This is a genomic window from Parabacteroides sp. AF21-43, from assembly GCF_003635435.1.
Classification (GTDB): Bacteria; Bacteroidota; Bacteroidia; order Bacteroidales; family Tannerellaceae; genus Parabacteroides; species Parabacteroides distasonis.
Genome location: NZ_QTMG01000010.1, coordinates 109,886 through 126,909 on the forward strand (window position 1 = coordinate 109,886; position 17,024 = coordinate 126,909).

A 17,024-nucleotide genomic window follows, 5' to 3' on the forward strand; every position below is an offset into this window, starting at 1 on the left:
AATGAACGCACGAGCAGACATAGATTTGGTATTACCTTGTTACAACCCGCCTTCGGGCTGGGAGGAACGAGTAGCCACCCATTTCCGCGAAGTGGAGCGATTATTCAGCCGGGTACGTTTCCACCTTTTTATTGTCAGTGATGGTTCGAGACGGGGATACGAGCCGGAAACGATCGACCGCCTCCGGCAATTGATACCGGATGTCTGCGTCGTGGACTATAAGCCCAACCGGGGAAAAGGATATGCCTTACGAGAGGCGGTAAAGCGATGTACCTCTCCTTACATTATTTATACAGACTACGATTTTCCATATACAAACGACTCATTCGGCAGGATGGTCGAGGCGTTGCTAGGAGGAGCGGACGTAGTCGTGGCTACCCGCGGCAAAAGTTATCAGGATAATCTACCTCCTTTCCGGCAAATGTTATCCAAACTGTCCCACATATGCAATACATGGGTCTTGCGGATCAAGATCAAGGATACGCAAGGGGGCATGAAGGGATTCAGCCAAGCGGGACAGGCGATATTCCTGACGACCCGTATCAATAGCTTCCTATTCGATACGGAATTTATCTATAAGGCAAGTCGCCGGAAAGAGATAAACCTACAGACGATCAACGCGAACATCAAAGAAGGACTGGCGGTATCCAATATGGGATTCAAGGTCCTGCGGCGGGAAGCGTTGAACTTCTTATCCATCTTATTTCATAGAGATTAATTGACATACATGATATTACTTAGTTTTGATATCGAGGAGTTTGACGCTCCATTGGAACACGGCGTGGAATTGCCGTTCGAGGAACAAATGCGTACTTCCGTAGAAGGAACCCGGAAGATACTGGCATGTCTGGCCCGTCACCGGGTAAAAGCGACTTTCTTTTGCACGGCGAACTTCGCCCTTCACGCAAAGGATTTGATCTTGGACATCCAAAAGGGTGGACATGAGATCGCTTCGCATGGTTTTTATCACTCGTCGTTCGAGACCGCCGATCTACGCAAGTCCAAAGAGGCATTGGAGGAACTGACCGGACAACCGGTGAACGGTTTCCGTATGGCCCGCATGATGCCCGTCGAAGAAGAAGAGATACATAAGGCCGGTTACTTATACAACTCGTCCTTGAACCCGACTTGTATTCCCGGCCGTTATAACCATCTGGGACAACCCCGCACCTATTTCATGAAAGATGGCGTATTGCAACTGCCCGCCTCGGTGACCCCGATCGTCCGTTTCCCCTTATTTTGGCTGGCTTACCATAACCTTCCGGCCACCTTGTACCGTAAGTTAGCGCTTTGGACTTGGAAAGAGGACGGTTATTTCCTGACCTATTTCCATCCGTGGGAGTTCACCCCCTTAAGTGATCGGAAAGAGCTAAAGTTACCGTTTATCATGACCAACCATTCCGGTTGCGGTATGGAAAGAAGGCTGGACGCCTTGATCCGTTTTTTCAAGGATAAAAGAGCGCCGTTCGGTACCTATACGCAATTCTCACAAGAAATCTTGAGTAAGAGTCATGGCCAAGAATAAGTTTTATGTCGTATGGAAAGGGTTGAACCCGGGAATCTATGATAACTGGGCGGAATGCAAGGCACAGGTAGACGGACAAGAGGGAGCCAAATATAAATCCTTCGAGAACCGGGAGGAAGCCGCCAAAGCCTTCGAGGCCGGCTATACCCATTACCTAAAGACCGCCTCTTCCCCGAAAGCCGTGGCCCGTCTCGCGCCGGAAGCCCCGATCGGGAACCCCATCAATGAGAGTCTTGCCGTAGACGCCGCCTGTAGCGGTAATCCCGGGGATATGGAGTACAGAGGCGTTTATACCGCTACCGGGCAAGAGATCTTCCATATCGGCCCGCTGAAGGAGGGCACGAACAATGTCGGGGAATTCCTCGCCTTAGTACACGGCCTCGCCTTGCTACAGCAAAAGGGAAGCGACCTGCCGATCTATTCGGATAGCCGCAACGCCATCAGCTGGGTCAAGAAAAAGAAATGCAAAACCTTATTAGCACGTAAACCGATCAACGAACCTATCTTCGACCTCATCGAGCGGGCCGAGAAATGGTTGAACACCCATACCTATACCACCCAGATCCTCAAATGGGAAACATCCGTATGGGGGGAGATCCCGGCGGATTTCGGAAGGAAATGAGGTAAAGGTAATTAAAATTATATCGTATATTTGCCCAATATATCGAATTCAAGCCTATGAAGATCGCTTTCGACGCAAAACGGATTACGCATAACGCTACCGGACTGGGTAATTATAGCCGGTTCGTAGTGAATAGTTTGTCCACTTCTTTCCCGGAGCATATCTATCAACTCTATACGCCGGGCAAAGGCAAAGAGGCGTTACGGAAACGGATCGAGGAGCGTCCAAGTGTCTCATTCCATTATCCGGAAGGCAGGTTCGATAAACTATTTCCGTCTTTATGGCGTACCTCCGGTCTAACGGCTACGCTTCGAAAAGAGCACGTAGATCTGTTCCATGGCTTGAGTAATGAGATTCCTATGAATCTAAAACAGAACGGAATCCCAGCGGTCGTAACGATACATGACTTGATCTTCTTGCGTTACCCGCAGCTTTATAAACCGATCGATCGTTCCATCTATACCTACAAATTCAAGCAAGCTTGTTTACGATCGGACAAGATCATAGCGATCAGCAGGCAGACGATGCGAGACATCCGGGACTTCTTCCACATTCCGGAAAGTAAGATCGAGGTTGTTTACCAAGGTTGTGACCCGATATTCGGGCAAGCGGTTCAAGAAGACGTGAAATCGTCCGTACGCGAGAAATATCAGATAAACGGACCTTATATATTATATGTAGGGAGCATCGAGGAACGGAAGAATTTATTGCTTCTGGTAAAAGCCCTGAAAGCCCTGAAAGAAGATATCTCCGTGATCGCTATCGGTAAGCATACGCCTTATACGGATACGGTAGAGACCTATATCCGGGAAAACAACCTGTCCGGTCGCATCCGTATCTTGACCCATATACCTTTTAACGAATTAGCCGCTTTCTATCAGATGGCGACCTTATTTGTATATCCCTCGTTTTTCGAAGGATTCGGTATCCCGATATTAGAAGCCCAGCTTGCCGGTATTCCGGTGATAGCGGCTACCGGTTCTTGTCTGGAAGAGGCGGGCGGATCGTCCGCTCTATATACCGATCCGAGAAATGAGCAAGAACTGCGCGGCTTGATAGAGTCCGTATTGAACGAGCCGAAGCTGGCCGAATCCATGCGTTCCGGCGGACGAGAGAATATACGGCGATTCATGCCCGACGTATTAGCGGCTCATTTCATGCGAGTATACGAGAATATCTCACGATCTTAGCAAATCCATTTTATCCATACACAATGAATATACTTTTAGTCTATAAAGAAGCCGACATAGCGACCTACAAAATGCTGGAAGGATTGTCCAAGCTTGAGGACTTCAACATCTATATCGCTTCCCCCCAATCGTATACCGACAAAAAGATCTATGGGAATTGTACACCCTTGGATCTGCCGGTCATTACCTCGAAGTTCAACTGGAACGTTATTCGTGCCCTGCGCGAAATCATCAAGACTTATCGGATCGACCTTATCTACTCACCGAGTAGTTCCGGTTTATCAAACGCTCTATTCGCCTCCATAGGCACACGGGCGAAGAATATCGCATACCGAGGTACGCAGGCTAAATTGAAGCGGTTCGATCCGACCTATTATCTAGGCATATTAAATCCCGCCGTGGAGCATGTCGTATGCGAGACCAAAGATATCGAGGAATATCTCTCCCGATTCATCGCACGAAAAAGACTAACAACCAGCACAAAGCCATTTGATATCGATTGGATCAAGGAGGCAGTCCGTACGCCCAAACAAGCAGACGATATTCCGGACGACGCCTTTCGTTGCATCTATATCGGAGCGACGAAGAACAGGCCGTTCAAAGGCTTAACCGATTTGATTCATGCGTTTATCTTATTGGATGATCCACGGGTACATCTTACAATCGTGGGAGAATATGGGGAAAATGATTTCCAATTAGCCCAACAGTCGAAGGTAAGCGCACAAATTCATTTTCTGGGACAGCGTTCCGACGCCATCTCTTTTCTGGTCACGTCCCAGTTGTTTATACTTCCCTCGCACCGGGATGCCTCCCCAAGAGTCGTGCGGGAGGCTATGGCTTGTTCCGTTCCTTGTATCGTAACAGACATACCGGGAGCAAGAGACTTAATCATAGACGGAGTCACCGGATTGTTAGTGCCGCCTTCTTCTCCTCAAAAAATGGCGGCGTCTATCCGCTCGCTTATCGATAACCCGGAGCGATTGGAAGCGTTCGCCAAGGCCTCACGTGAGCATATCATCCAAGATTTCAGCGTAAAGGCTTATACAGACGGCTTCGCCACGTTATTCAGGTCGATCAAGAAAGCATAGATTATTTACAGATTCAGAAACAACGGATATAAGCTAATGAATAGCTATCATAAAGATGGTCCTTCATTCCATGTTTATATTGGAAGGACAGGATATTTTTCTTAAGCTCATAATTTAGCTTTGTCCGTAGAATCATCGGCTTATCTCCATTATCCCGATATCCCCGGAAACCGGCATAATTACAATCCAACGAGAACCCCCGATAGGTCCCTAACACACCTGCCCCATAACAGAAAGCGTCGTTCTGACGATTAACGACATCGTTAGTCATCCAACAATAAAAACCCGCTAAAGCTTGCACACGGATCGAAGCGTTTACATCTTTCCGCTTCCACAACGTACGTCCCAGATTGGCGTCGAACCAATAAGAGGCCGCATCCGTATAACGAGCGTCGCACAAGCGTCCGCCACTGGCGGTTTTCAGGTTGGCGCTTACCACGATATCCATCCATTTCTCGCTCCGGAGGGCTTGGAAATAAAAATTAAAGATCACGTCGCCCCGGCAAACAATCGGGGATTTCAATTCTACCGCATAACGCTCATCCCGCACTTCCGGCGACATCTCATACCATTCTTGGAATACCCAACTGACATTCACCCCTACACGTCCCTTTACGACAGGAATGTACAAACGGGTAAAGATATCTTTCGTCTGATCGCCTCGCGTCTTATGATATTCCCCCCGAAGCTCCACTTCCCAACGGCTGGACAGGCTTCCTCCTACCAACTCGGGAATCGGAAAGGCATTTGGCCCGAAATAACGGGGCGAGTAAGTCAGATACTCTACCTTTTCCCACCATTCTAACGCCTTAACCGGAGATACATAGGCCAAAAGACAACTAACAACTAAACAGAACCGGAGTATTTGTATTTTCATAAAAGTCTATAATTCAAATTCAATCTCATGCTTCAACGCATATTTCTTCCAGAAACGATTTCGATAGTATAATATCCAACGAAGGCATTCCGCTTTATCAAAATGCCGGCTCTCGGCATAGGTCTCTGCCATTAAACGAAAAGCGGCTTCCCGTCCCCACAAACGGGAGAAATTCGCGCATCCTCGTTTCAGCGAGACAGGCCCGAAGTGCATCCGGTTTATATCGATCAAGGAGAACTTAACCCCTTCCTCCGTACGATCGTACAATACATTTCCGGGAGAGAAATCGGCATGATAAACCTCCGCCTCATGCAACTTTGCCATATAAGTACCTAACGCACGGAAAATATCCTCGTTCTCCTCTACCGGACGCTGTCCGACTTTATACAATGTCTTATAGCTGGATTGCAGACTGATAAAATAACTATATCCCAAAAACCCTTTCTTCCTAAAAAGGATATAAGCGATCGGGGCAGGAGTCTCAAACCCCTTGGCGACTAAACGCAGAGCATACTCATAGGCTCGCACAGCCTTGGGCCGACGAAAAAAACGATAAATAATACGGTTTATCAAGAGGGGGACTCTATATCGCTTGACATTCAGTTCCACACCATCTACCTCAAAAACCTTGATCTCATTCCTCGCCTTATAAATCGTTTTTCCCTCTTCTGAAAATATACGAGGTACACGCCTTACAAAATCCTCGAATCTCCCGTACGCCGGGTTAATGACCTCCTTCATCCGAAACCATTTCATTTAAAGAGGTTAATACCTTGTTTATGATTAGATCCGGATTGAGCTGTTTCATACACGCCCAATCCTTCTGCAGGCAGGGCTTTTGGCCGAATACGGAACAAGGACGGCAAGGTAAGTCCAACTGGATACAATCTTCCGGATCCTGATGATATCCGTAAAATCCGGCATAGGGATGGGTAGCGCCCCAAACGGAAAGCACCCGTGTACCGACCAAGGAAGCGAAATGCATATTGGCGGAATCCATGCAAATCAACAGATCCAACCGGCTGATCAAGGCCAGTTCCTGATCCAAGGAATACTTGCCCGCCACGCTTTTTACCCGGGGATACTCAAAAGCCCATTGATCCAAGAGCGCCTCCTCGTAGCCACGACCACCGAACAGGAAGATGGTAAAATCCTCTCGATCGGAAAGCTCGGCCATGACCAGCTCCATCTCCCCGGTCGGATAAATCTTTCCCCGGTGCTTGGCGAAGGGGGCGATACCGATCCATTTGCCCGTCTTCGTTCCCGCAAGGGGTTCCAAGGCGGATAAATCAGGGGTCGAGGTCTCATAAAGCGAGGTGAACGATTCCGTATAATGAAGTCCGGCGTTACGGAACACATCCGCATAACGTTCGATCACCGGGCGAAGTTGTTTAAATCGTTTATGCTTCGCGTCGGTCAACCGGGCACGATCTTTCCGGGCCTTATCCACGACAAACACCCGTCTGCCGTTCAAGCGGAACAGCGTACGGATAATCATGGTTCGCAACACATCGTGCAAATCCAGCACCATATCGAAATCGTATTTCACCAAGGCAGAGGCAAAACGAAGCAATCCCGCCAACGTTTTCTCCGTGCTCTTCGTATTGATACCGATCACGTTCACGTTCTTCGGGCGGTTGATAAAAACCGGGATCAAGAACGCTTGCGTCAACACGGTAAACGAGTCCGTAGGATTCGCCTTGGCTGCGGAATAGATAACGGGAACGGTCATCGCCACATCCCCGATAGCCGAAAGTCGTATTACTAATATATTTGCCATTATTTCTTACCGTACAACACAGGATTCAAGGCCGGGTCGTTGTACATCTTCATTTGCTTGTAGACCTTCATGTATTTCTTACCGTCACGGATATCGGATAGCAATTGATCCAAAGCCATCGACAAATCCTTCTTCTGCTCCATCAGCACCGCCAGTTTCTGCTCACAACGAGCCTTATGCTCGGCAGTAGCATCCGGACGGTTTGCCTCCTCACGCATATGATAGATCTTAAGCGTAAGGATCGACAGACGATCGATCGCCCAAGCCGGGCTTTCCGTATTGATCGTAGCGTCCGGCAATACTTTCACGTTCTTGTATTTATCCAGAAAGAAACTATCGATCAACTCTACCAAATCCGTACGATCTTGATTCGACTTGTCGATGCGGCGTTTGATAGCCAGCGCTTCCACCGGGTCGATCTCCGGATTCCGGATAATGTCCTCCAAATGCCATTGGACGGCATCGATCCAGTTCTTAAGATAAAGATAAAACTCGATGCTCTTTACCGCATAGGGATTATGCACTGTAGCATCTACATTGTCAGTTACATGATAAGCCTCCGTAGCTTGCTCAAAAATGCGGAAACATTGTTCGCTGAAGTTCATATATGATTCATTTTCTTTCTGTGAATACTTTGTGGGACAAAGATAATGCTTACGGATCAGAAACCCAATTCTACCGGATAAATTCTATCCTCTTAGCATATATCCTTTCTTCGGCAAGGATACGATGCCGGTAGACGGATCGTTATGAAGCGCTTTACGGAGATAGGTGACCTGCACATTCAAGGCCAGGGAGTTGGCGTATGAGCTAGTTCCCCAGACGGTTTCCAACAGAAGGTCACGATCCACCGCCAGATTCAGGTTTGTCGCCAGGATTCGCAGAAGATCCGCTTGGCGGGAAGTGATCAATACCTTGTTATTGCCCGTACGGATCTCATTCGTGGTATAGTTGAAGGTCGTGTTTCCGAAATGGAAGCTCTCCTCCTGCACGTTTTCATGGACACCGATCTCAAAACGGTCCTTGATACGGGCGATCAGCTCTTCCGGATAGAAGGGTTTCGCCAAGTAATCGTTTCCGCGCAAGCTAAAACCTTTCAAACGGTCGTTCTTATCGGAACGGTCGGAAAGGAAAAAGATCAAGACATGGCGGTCTTGCTCACGGATCTTTTCCGCTACCTCGAAACCGTTTAGGCCGGGCATGTTGATATCCAGCAAGACCAGATCCGGTTTCACGACCGGGAATTGCTTCAAAGCCATGGTACCATTGCCGGTATAAGTCACCTCATACCCCTCCCGTTCCAAGAATCGCTTCAAGACGAGGGAATACTTAAAGTCATCGTCAGCGAAAAGTATTTTCAATGTCGATTTCATAAAGCTGCAGTCGGTAGATTTATAGTAATTCGAGTGCCTTCACCTAATTCACTTCGCAGGGATACTGAACCATGATGCGCCTCTACTATTTGGCGAACGTAGCTCAATCCCAACCCAATACCCGGAATTTGCTTATCCGGCAGATGAGACGAACGGTAAAAGTTCTCGAATACCTTTCGCCGCTCATCCGGAGCGATACCGAAGCCATTATCCGAAACGGTCAATCCCACCCCTTGCTGATTCCAAAGCACTACGATTTCGATATTCACTTCCTCTCCCGAATATTTGATAGCGTTCTCTATCAAGTTAGACAAGACATTCGCCACATGTACCGGATCGGCTGTCAGATCCGGCATATCCGGGGGAAAGGCCGTCGAGAAAGAGACTTTTTTCCCGGCAGGGATATTGGTTAGGCGCACCACCTTCTCCACCAACTCACGGAGATTAAAAGCGGAAGGTCTTAAGAGCGTCTCCGTCTCGCTCTTAGGGTACCAAACCCAGCAACAAGCCGTACATGCCGGACAAACGCTTCGTTTTGAGATGGAGCCGCAGGTATTCAGCCTAAAGGAGGTGGAAATCCATCCGGGACGTGTCTGGGGGCGGCAAGATACGATCAATTATGATATCACCCGCTTTCTCTCCCCAAAGGATCAATCCATCAAGGACGTATTACGGAAACTTCCGGGTATCGATATCGATGATCTGGGGAAGATCTCTTACAACGGGAAAGAGATCCGTAATTTCTATGTGGAGGGACTGGATCTCACCAACGGGAAATACAAGCAAATCAGCGAGAACCTGCGAGCCGATGCCGTACAGAACATACAAGTGATGGAGAACCACCAACCGATCCGTGTGTTACAGAGAAAGATCAAGACCGAAGACGTAGCGTTGAACCTCAAGCTGAGACCGGAATTCCGGGATCGCTGGTTGATCAATGCCGAAGGCGGTCTCGGCGCATCCCCGTTCTTATGGAAAGGAGCCGCTGACGCCTTGCAGATCAGCCGCAGCAGCCAATCCGCTTATCTATATAAAGGGAATAATACCGGGCAGGATGTATCGGGCGAGCAAAATACGCTTACCGAATCACCCGAATCCCGTTTATCCGAGCCCAAGGTTCCCCAATTTCTGCTACAGCCCTCATTCTCCGCCCCGCTAAAGAAAGAGCGCTGGCTGTTCAACCATATACACAGCCTATCCGCAAATCGCCTATATAAACTGAACGAGAACACCCAACTCCGTATAAACGCCGGTTATATCCACGACCTGCGAACACAGGAAAGGGGGAGTGAGACGACTTATTACCAATCCGAGGACACGATTCATCTAACGGAGCAAAGCGATAGCCGCATTCGCTCGGATCAAGCCAACCTCAATATCGGAGTGGAAAACAACTCGCAGGAAAGGTATCTCAAGAACCAGTTCTCAGCCACCGGAGATTGGCAATCCAGCCTTTCCCATATAACCGGAAACACAATTTCCACCGGCCGTACAACATTGGACCAACGCATCAAAACCCCGAACCTCAACTTGCGTAATAATTTACGGAGCCTGTGGAGCTTGGACAAATACACGTTGGAAGTCCAGTCTTTGCTCCGTTACCACAGCAACGCGGCCGATCTTCGCTTGGATAACCACCCTTATCCAATGAGCTTACGCGACTTTTATACCGATAATTCCTTTTCATTCCTGAAAAAGAGCGGTCCCCTCACCCAGCGATATACGGTGGGCATAAACGGGGAGATCAGCAATATCAAGAAAAGCCTGCAAACTTATCTCTCACCCGATTACCAATGGAATACCTATAAATGGACCCTATCCCTCAGCTCCCCACTCAGATGGACCGGATATACAGGGGTCGGTTTCTCCCGCATCTCGGTTAATCCGTCCCTGTCTATTATCTACAAACTGAATTACGCATGGCGTTTCACGGTACACGCCTCCTATAAGGAAAGATATGGAGAGATGACCGACTTATACGACCGGCCTTATCAAACGGATTACCGGAATAGCGTCTGGAATTGCGGAATCCTCCCGGTTTACAGACAACAGCTTTATTCCGTTTATGGGGAATACAAGAGTACGGCACGGGAATTCTTCGCCACGGTAAACCTGACACACAACCGGGAGTGGTACAATCGTATATACGAGCAACGTATAGAGAACGGGCAGGTACAACGAGTCTCCTTACCGCTGTCCAACCACGGTTCCGGCTATACCGTCAAAAGCACGCTATCCAAAGGCTTTTACGATCTAGGGCTAAAGACCTCGCTCATGGCGCTCCTCAATATCAGCAAGGCCGAGCAAATCAGCGGGGGACAAAGGCTTCCTTATCAATATCGCCTCATGCGCCTAGAGCCCAAAGTGATCTGGACTCCCAACCGCCATTGGGAAACCAGTTACCAAACCGATATCCGGTACGGAGGAAGTAAAATAGGAGAACGTACCCGTTTGGCGCCCTTATGGAACGTCATCCAACAAGTACAACTCTCCTACATTTTCTCACCCATAGAGGCAAGTCTTTCCGTAGATCATTACCACAATGACGTGAATGAAGACCAATCCGTCAACGCCGTTTTCGCGGACTTCTCGGTCTCATGGAAATCCGGGCGTTGGCAAATCACCGCCACGGCGACAAACCTGTTCGACAAACGTACCTACGCATACACACGATACGCATCGTTGGAAAGCTATACCTCATGGGTACGTATCCGTCCCCGGGAGTTTCTGGTAGCGATCCGCTACCGTTTATAATTATTAGGTCGTTTAGGGGATACTATTGTGAAAAATCAACTAATTTTGCGTCTTGATAAATAAGCGGCTTTATGAATAATGATAAGATCGTCACACCCAGCTTTTGCTATATACTAGCGGCGAATTTCCTGCTTTTTTTCGCTTTCTATCTAATCCTGCCGATCTTGCCTTTTTATCTGAAGGAAGAATTCATGATCGGGAAGTCTATGATCGGGTTTATCTTGTCGTGCTATACGCTAGCGGCGCTCTGTATCCGTCCGTTCGCCGGATATTTGCTGGATACTTTCGCCCGCCGTCCCTTATATCTGGTGGCTTATTTCATTTTCACCACCATATTTGGCGGATACATGGTAGCCACGGCACTTACCCTCTTTATCGCCTTACGCGTCGTACACGGTTTCGCCTTCGGCATGGTGACGGTGGCCGGAAATACGATACTGATCGATATCTTGCCCTCCTCCCGCCGTGGGGAAGGTATTGGCTATTACGGCCTAGCCAATAACATCGCCATGAGTTTCGGACCGATGATCGGTCTGTTCATGCAAGGGAACTTCACATACGACGTGATCTTTTCCTGCTCGTTGCTATCCGGAAGCCTTGGTTTTATCATGGCCTATATGGTCAAGACTCCTTATAAGCAACCGGTCAAACGAGAACCGATCTCCCTAGACCGCTTTTTCTTGGTGAAGGGAACTTGGGCGGGTATCTCCCTATTATTGCTCTCCATTCCTTATGGTATGACTACCACTTATGTAGCGATGTACGCCGCTGAGATCGGGATCAGCGTAAACTCCGGACTTTATTTCACCTTTATGGCCATGGGACTAGCCGTCTCCCGCCTGTTCTCCGGACGGCAAGTGGATAAAGGACGGATCACGCTTGTTATCTCCCTCGGGATGTATTTGGCGGCGGCCACATTCTTTCTTCTCGCGGCGCTCAAGGAGTTGATGCATTGGAATCCGGTATTTTCCTCTTATCTCTACATAGGTATAGCCCTCTCGCAAGGCGTGGCATTCGGAACCATGTTCCCTGCTTTCAACACGCTTTTCGTGAATCTGGCACCCAATAACCAGCGGGGTACAGCCACTTCTACATATCTAACTAGTTGGGATGTAGGTATCGGTATCGGGTTGATGGCCGGGGGCAGCATCGCACAAGAGCTAGGTGGCTTCAACTACGCCTACCTGTCCGGCGCTTGCCTTACGGTATTGTCTACGTTTTTCTTTTTGTTCAAGGCAGGGCCGCATTTCAATCGGCACAAGCTGAGATAAGTACTGCACGGCTCTTCCATTAATCTATCCGTTCTTAGTTAAGCCGAGAAGCTTTAATTCCATACAATAAGCCTACTCATGAACTGCGCACGTAAGAAGCTAAGAATCAGCGTCAAAAAAACACGAGAATCTTTCTGTCAAAACACGTACATGTTTTTTCAAAAAGTCGTACGTGTTTTGGATGAAACTCGTACGTGTTTTCCCGAATCTTTCGGCTGAGAACAAAAGCGCATATAGAAATCGACAAGAAGCCATCATCACTTGTATATCCCCTGTTTTTTACTTAATATCGCGTAACGATAATCAAGCTGATAAGATGAAAATAATAGCAGATAACACGGTTCCTTACCTAAAAGGGATCTTGGAGCCAATAGCGGACGTATCCTACCTTGACTCCAAAGAGTTTACACCCACTAACATAAAAGACGCGGATGCCTTGATCGTACGTAGCATAGATAAATGTACACGCGAGCTATTGGAAGGTAGCCGGGTTCGCCTCATCACGACAGCCACGATCGGGTACGACCATATCGATATCCATTATTGCGAGAAGACAGGGATCACGTGGAAGAACGCCCCGGGTTGCAACGCCGCTTCCGTGGGGCAATATGTATTATCCTCTTTGGTAGCCGTCGCCCTCCGCAAAGGAGAGAGACTAGCAGGGAAGACTATCGGTATCGTTGGCGTAGGCCATGTAGGGAGTATCGTGGAGATGCTATGCGAGGCCATGGGGATGCGTGTGCTTCGCAATGACCCGCCCCGTGCCGAGCAGGAAGGTGAGGATGGATTCGTATCCTTGGACACGATCGCGAAAGAGGCGGATATCATAACCTTGCATGTGCCGCTGACCAAGGAGGGACGCTTCGCCACCCGCCATCTAGCCGATCATGCCTTTTTCGACCAGCTGGAACGGAAGCCTTGGTTTATCAACAGTTGCAGAGGTGCCGTACATGATACGCAGGCCTTATTGCAGGCCAAACGAACCGGCAAGGTCAGCGAACTGATCATCGATTGCTGGGAGAACGAACCGGATATCGACCGGGAATTACTGTCGGAAGCCACGATCGCCACTCCTCATATAGCCGGTTTCTCCGCTGACGGGAAGGCGAACGGGACACGAATGTGCCTAGAGAATATAGGATGCTTTTTCGGTATCCGTATCGAAAAGATCAAGGAAGTCATTCCGCCTGCCCCAACCAACCCATTCATCGACTTGGGACAATTCAAGGAGCACCGGGTGGAAGGAGCCATCTTGAGAAGTTTCAACCCAGAAGTAATCGACCAAGCACTAAGAGCGAATCCTCATCATTTCGAGCGATTTAGGGCAGCGTATGACCATCCCCGTGAGTTCCATGCTTACCAAGCGATCAAAGCTGACCCGGAAGAATTCGCCGTACTCCAGAAACTAGGTTTTCAAGTAGGCTAATGACAAAAAAGCCTTACAGTAAACTTTCGATCACATGAGGATAATGCGCATACTCCAGGGCATGCACTTTCGAGGCTACCTCCTCCGGCGTATCCGAAGGTAATACCGGACAAGAAGCCTGGAAGATGATAGCGCCCTCATCATAATGCTCATTAATATAATGTATAGTAATACCCGACTCCCGCTCACCAGCCTTCACGACCGCCTCATGCACATGCATGCCATACATCCCCTTGCCGCCATATTTAGGGAGTAACGCGGGATGGATGTTCACGATCTTACCGGGAAAAGCCTGAAGAATCACGTCTGAGATCTTATTCATAAAACCGGCCAACACGATAAGGCAGACATCATATTCCGCCAACTTTTCCAAGATCGGCACACCAGCAATAAATTCCTCCCGTGAAAACACGAAAGAAGGCACTCCCAACTTGTTTACCCGCCCATGCACGCCAACATTACGATTATTTGATAAAACAACCGCAACATTAACGTTTTCACTGTTAGCAAAATATCGGGCGATGTTCTCGGCATTCGTACCAGATCCGGAAGCAAAAATCGCTATGTTTTTCATATTTTTAGATGTTTAAATGCACAAGAAAAGAAAAAATGTGCAGTTTTCCGCATTTTTAGCTTATTAAATTTGCTTTGTAACATAAAAAATTCTTTTCTTTGCACTGCAAATTTAAAAAGTATATTCGTATTTATTAATCTAAATTGAAAAAGTTATGTCTGAAGTTGCTGAAAGAGTAAAAGCTATCATCGTTGACAAGTTAAGTGTTGAAGAAACAGAAGTTACAAACGAAGCAAGCTTTACTAACGATTTAGGAGCAGACTCTCTTGACACTGTAGAATTGATTATGGAATTCGAAAAAGAATTCGGTATCTCAATTCCTGACGATCAAGCAGAAAAGATTACAACTGTAGGTGACGCTATCGCTTACATCGAGGCTAACGCGAAGTAATCAATCCTTTTAACTAAAGGTATGGAATTAAAAAGAGTTGTAGTAACAGGTCTTGGAGCTATTACTCCTCTTGGTAATACCCTCCCCGAAACATGGGAAGGTATTATCAATGGAAAAAGTGGCGCTGGACCTATTACTCAGTTTGATGCATCCAAATTCAAGACACAATTTGCATGCGAAGTTAAAGGCTTCGATCCGTTGAAAGTTATGGATCGTAAGGAAGCCCGCAAGTGTGATCGTTATAGCTTATTCGCGATCGACGCAGCGAAACAAGCGATCGAGGACGCGGCAATGGACTTGGATAAAGAAGATAAGAACCGTATCGGCGTTATTTTCGCTTCAGGTATCGGTGGTATCAAGACATTTGACGAGGAAGTATTGAGTTATGCGAAGATCAAGGATACGATCGGTCCGAAGTTTAACCCGTTCTTCATCCCGAAAATGATCTCGGATATCGCAGCTGGACATATTTCCATGCTTTATGGATTCCACGGCCCGAACTTTGCGACCGTCTCAGCTTGTGCATCTTCTACAAACGCTATCAGTGACGCATTCAATTATATCCGTTTAGGCAAGGCTAACGTCATCATCACCGGTGGAGCGGAAGCTGCTGTTTCTGAATCGGGTGTAGGTGGATTCAACTCCATGAATGCGTTATCGACACGTAATGATTCTCCCGAGACCGCATCTCGCCCGTTCAGCGCTAGCCGTGACGGATTCGTGATGGGTGAAGGTGGAGCTTGCTTGGTATTGGAAGAAATGGAGCACGCATTGGCTCGTGGCGCTAAAATATATTGCGAGATCGCTGGAACCGGAATGTCTGCCGATGCTTATCACTTGACCGCTTCTCATCCGGATGGTTTAGGAGCGAAGCTGGTTATGCGCAACGCATTGGAAGACGCGGGAATGACTCCGGAAGATATTGATTACATCAATGTTCATGGAACATCGACTCCCGTAGGCGATATCTCAGAGGTTAAGGCGATCAAAGATGTGTTCGGAGAACATGCTTATCAACTGAATATCAGTTCTACAAAGTCAATGACCGGTCACTTGCTTGGTGCTGCCGGAGCGGTAGAGGCGATCCTGTGTATTATGGCTATAAACGATGGTATTATCCCGCCGACCATTAACCATGCGGAAGGCGACGATGATCCTGAAATAGATTATAAACTGAATTTCACATTCAATAAGGCTCAAAAGAGAGAAGTGAAAGCCGCTTTATCGAATACGTTTGGTTTCGGTGGACACAACGCTTGCGCCATTGTTAAAAAATTCGTGAAATAACGTGTTTAGAAAGCTATACAAACAGCTACATAAAAGAATAAGGCTCCTGCATAATAAAGGTAGGGAGCCTTATTTGTCTTTATCAAAGATTCTAGGTTTTTATCCGGATAATCTCCAGATTTACGAGCAGGCCTTGTTGCATAAATCATCATCAGTAGAGACGGGTGATGGTAAATGGCTTAACAATGAGCGTCTTGAATTTTTAGGAGATGGCATTTTGGATGCGGCGGTCGCCGATATTGTCTATAAGCGCTACCCGAATAAGCGGGAAGGCTTTTTGACAAACACACGCTCCAAGATCGTACAACGGGAAACGATGAATAAGGTCGCCGTACAACTCGGCCTCGATCAAATGGTAGTCTATTCAACCAAGATAAACTCTCATAACAATCATATGTATGGTAATGCGCTCGAGGCTTTGATCGGCGCTATTTATCTGGATCAAGGTTATGACGTTTGTTATAAGTTTATCCGTGACGTGATGATAGAAAAGTATATCGATGTAGATACACTCGTCCGGAAAGAGATAAATTTCAAGTCAAACTTGATTGAATGGAGCCAAAAGAACAAAATATCGATCTCGTTCGATCTAATAGAGTCTTTTACGGATCATGATGGAAATCCTGTATTCCAAAGCGCGATTAAATTGCTCGGCGAGCAAATTGGCATAGGTATCGGTTACTCCAAAAAAGAATCCCAGCAAGCGGCTTCTAAAATGGCGGTCAAAAGATTGCGGACAGACAAAGAACTCCAGCAACGTATCTCTGCCACAAAGAAAAAGAAGACGGGTGAACTAACCGATGAAAAAGAGTTTTCTGACCTCCCAGAGGAAGAAACTGTATGATAAATAGCAGAACTTGGGTATA

The 17,024-nt window shown here is 47.6% G+C and carries 18 protein-coding genes; 11 read left to right on the plus strand and 7 right to left on the minus strand.

Annotation, left to right across the window (positions count from 1 at the left end; all coding sequences use genetic code 11):
- The first annotated feature begins 1 nt into the window (after position 1).
- From DWX84_RS09380 to DWX84_RS09400, 5 genes are read left to right on the plus strand one after another with little or no spacing between them, the layout of a single operon-like run.
- Positions 2-718 (plus strand): glycosyltransferase family 2 protein, encoded by a 717-nt coding sequence (locus tag DWX84_RS09380; protein WP_048928482.1) that lies wholly within the window; start codon positions 2-4, stop codon positions 716-718.
- 9 nt (positions 719-727) lie between these two features.
- Positions 728-1,525 carry a polysaccharide deacetylase family protein gene (locus DWX84_RS09385; RefSeq protein WP_048928481.1) on the plus strand — a complete coding sequence of 266 codons (798 nt, stop codon included), beginning with the start codon at positions 728-730 and terminating at the stop codon, positions 1,523-1,525.
- The gene (locus DWX84_RS09390; protein ID WP_009018726.1) at positions 1,512-2,147 is read left to right on the plus strand and encodes a viroplasmin family protein; all 636 of its coding nucleotides are present in this window, start codon (positions 1,512-1,514) and stop codon (positions 2,145-2,147) included. The genes DWX84_RS09385 and DWX84_RS09390 overlap by 14 nt, the downstream gene beginning before the upstream one ends.
- Before the next feature lie 56 nt (positions 2,148-2,203).
- The gene (locus DWX84_RS09395; protein WP_048928480.1) at positions 2,204-3,337 is read left to right on the plus strand and encodes a glycosyltransferase family 1 protein; all 1,134 of its coding nucleotides are present in this window, start codon (positions 2,204-2,206) and stop codon (positions 3,335-3,337) included.
- A gap of 23 nt (positions 3,338-3,360) precedes the next feature.
- A complete protein-coding gene (locus DWX84_RS09400) occupies positions 3,361-4,425 on the plus strand; it encodes a glycosyltransferase (RefSeq protein WP_005864043.1) in 1,065 nt (354 codons plus the stop codon).
- Positions 4,426-4,438: 13 nt separating this feature from the next.
- Here the strand turns inward: DWX84_RS09400 and DWX84_RS09405 are convergent, their stop codons facing one another.
- The 6 genes from DWX84_RS09405 to DWX84_RS09430 all read right to left on the minus strand — a co-directional run bounded on the left by DWX84_RS09405 (position 4,439) and on the right by DWX84_RS09430 (position 8,886).
- A complete protein-coding gene (locus DWX84_RS09405) occupies positions 4,439-5,302 on the minus strand; it encodes a hypothetical protein (RefSeq protein ID WP_005864041.1) in 864 nt (287 codons plus the stop codon).
- 6 nt (positions 5,303-5,308) lie between these two features.
- Complete coding sequence (locus DWX84_RS09410) at positions 5,309-6,043, minus strand: lipopolysaccharide kinase InaA family protein (protein ID WP_048928479.1); 735 nt, start codon at positions 6,041-6,043, stop codon at positions 5,309-5,311.
- Positions 6,027-7,082 carry a glycosyltransferase family 9 protein gene (locus DWX84_RS09415; RefSeq protein WP_122377500.1) on the minus strand — a complete coding sequence of 352 codons (1,056 nt, stop codon included), beginning with the start codon at positions 7,080-7,082 and terminating at the stop codon, positions 6,027-6,029. The genes DWX84_RS09410 and DWX84_RS09415 overlap by 17 nt, the downstream gene beginning before the upstream one ends.
- The gene (locus DWX84_RS09420; RefSeq protein WP_005860709.1) at positions 7,082-7,687 is read right to left on the minus strand and encodes a DUF4254 domain-containing protein; all 606 of its coding nucleotides are present in this window, start codon (positions 7,685-7,687) and stop codon (positions 7,082-7,084) included. The genes DWX84_RS09415 and DWX84_RS09420 overlap by 1 nt, the downstream gene beginning before the upstream one ends.
- An 84-nt stretch (positions 7,688-7,771) precedes the next feature.
- Positions 7,772-8,455: a response regulator transcription factor gene (locus DWX84_RS09425; RefSeq protein WP_048928477.1), complete on the minus strand. Its 684-nt coding sequence runs from the start codon at positions 8,453-8,455 to the stop codon at positions 7,772-7,774.
- The gene (locus DWX84_RS09430; protein ID WP_232054463.1) at positions 8,452-8,886 is read right to left on the minus strand and encodes a sensor histidine kinase KdpD; all 435 of its coding nucleotides are present in this window, start codon (positions 8,884-8,886) and stop codon (positions 8,452-8,454) included. Before DWX84_RS09430 ends, DWX84_RS09425 begins: the two co-directional genes overlap by 4 nt.
- On the opposite strand from DWX84_RS09430, the gene DWX84_RS09435 reads away from it, so the two are divergent.
- From DWX84_RS09435 to pdxB, 3 genes are all read left to right on the plus strand, one after another.
- On the plus strand, positions 8,861-11,209 hold the full coding sequence (locus DWX84_RS09435) for a TonB-dependent receptor (RefSeq protein ID WP_233573934.1): 2,349 nt from the start codon (positions 8,861-8,863) through the stop codon (positions 11,207-11,209). The genes DWX84_RS09430 and DWX84_RS09435 overlap by 26 nt on opposite strands.
- A gap of 71 nt (positions 11,210-11,280) precedes the next feature.
- Positions 11,281-12,480, plus strand: coding sequence for an MFS transporter (locus tag DWX84_RS09440; protein ID WP_048928474.1), 1,200 nt, complete (start codon positions 11,281-11,283; stop codon positions 12,478-12,480).
- Between the two features lie 316 nt (positions 12,481-12,796).
- Entirely contained in the window at positions 12,797-13,906 is a 1,110-nt protein-coding gene (pdxB, locus tag DWX84_RS09445) for a 4-phosphoerythronate dehydrogenase PdxB (protein WP_048928505.1), read from the plus strand.
- A gap of 13 nt (positions 13,907-13,919) precedes the next feature.
- Here pdxB and DWX84_RS09450 read toward each other — a convergent pair whose 3' ends face one another.
- The gene (locus tag DWX84_RS09450) at positions 13,920-14,480 is read right to left on the minus strand and encodes a phosphoribosylglycinamide formyltransferase (RefSeq protein WP_005860699.1); all 561 of its coding nucleotides are present in this window, start codon (positions 14,478-14,480) and stop codon (positions 13,920-13,922) included.
- Positions 14,481-14,634: 154 nt separating this feature from the next.
- Between DWX84_RS09450 and DWX84_RS09455 the strand changes: the two genes are divergently transcribed.
- Genes DWX84_RS09455 through rnc form a run of 3 tightly spaced genes read left to right on the plus strand, consistent with a single transcriptional unit; the run spans position 14,635 to position 17,002 of the window.
- Positions 14,635-14,871 (plus strand): acyl carrier protein, encoded by a 237-nt coding sequence (locus DWX84_RS09455; protein WP_005639879.1) that lies wholly within the window; start codon positions 14,635-14,637, stop codon positions 14,869-14,871.
- A gap of 21 nt (positions 14,872-14,892) precedes the next feature.
- The gene (gene fabF, locus DWX84_RS09460; RefSeq protein ID WP_048928473.1) at positions 14,893-16,158 is read left to right on the plus strand and encodes a beta-ketoacyl-ACP synthase II; all 1,266 of its coding nucleotides are present in this window, start codon (positions 14,893-14,895) and stop codon (positions 16,156-16,158) included.
- Position 16,159: 1 nt separating this feature from the next.
- Entirely contained in the window at positions 16,160-17,002 is an 843-nt protein-coding gene (rnc, locus tag DWX84_RS09465; protein WP_005860695.1) for a ribonuclease III, read from the plus strand.
- Positions 17,003-17,024: the final 22 nt, after the last annotated feature.

Coding starts and splice junctions, on each gene's coding strand:
- DWX84_RS09440 (WP_048928474.1), top strand. CDS start 11,281: ATGAATAATGATAAGATCGTCACACCCAGCTTTTGCTATATACTAGCG.
- fabF (WP_048928473.1), top strand. CDS start 14,893: ATGGAATTAAAAAGAGTTGTAGTAACAGGTCTTGGAGCTATTACTCCT.
- DWX84_RS09395 (WP_048928480.1), top strand. CDS start 2,204: ATGAAGATCGCTTTCGACGCAAAACGGATTACGCATAACGCTACCGGA.
- DWX84_RS09385 (WP_048928481.1), top strand. CDS start 728: ATGATATTACTTAGTTTTGATATCGAGGAGTTTGACGCTCCATTGGAA.
- DWX84_RS09410 (WP_048928479.1), bottom strand. CDS start 6,043: ATGAAGGAGGTCATTAACCCGGCGTACGGGAGATTCGAGGATTTTGTA.
- DWX84_RS09400 (WP_005864043.1), top strand. CDS start 3,361: ATGAATATACTTTTAGTCTATAAAGAAGCCGACATAGCGACCTACAAA.
- DWX84_RS09380 (WP_048928482.1), top strand. CDS start 2: ATGAACGCACGAGCAGACATAGATTTGGTATTACCTTGTTACAACCCG.
- DWX84_RS09405 (WP_005864041.1), bottom strand. CDS start 5,302: ATGAAAATACAAATACTCCGGTTCTGTTTAGTTGTTAGTTGTCTTTTG.
- DWX84_RS09450 (WP_005860699.1), bottom strand. CDS start 14,480: ATGAAAAACATAGCGATTTTTGCTTCCGGATCTGGTACGAATGCCGAG.
- DWX84_RS09425 (WP_048928477.1), bottom strand. CDS start 8,455: ATGAAATCGACATTGAAAATACTTTTCGCTGACGATGACTTTAAGTAT.
- pdxB (WP_048928505.1), top strand. CDS start 12,797: ATGAAAATAATAGCAGATAACACGGTTCCTTACCTAAAAGGGATCTTG.
- DWX84_RS09455 (WP_005639879.1), top strand. CDS start 14,635: ATGTCTGAAGTTGCTGAAAGAGTAAAAGCTATCATCGTTGACAAGTTA.
- DWX84_RS09415 (WP_122377500.1), bottom strand. CDS start 7,082: ATGGCAAATATATTAGTAATACGACTTTCGGCTATCGGGGATGTGGCG.
- DWX84_RS09420 (WP_005860709.1), bottom strand. CDS start 7,687: ATGAACTTCAGCGAACAATGTTTCCGCATTTTTGAGCAAGCTACGGAG.
- DWX84_RS09390 (WP_009018726.1), top strand. CDS start 1,512: ATGGCCAAGAATAAGTTTTATGTCGTATGGAAAGGGTTGAACCCGGGA.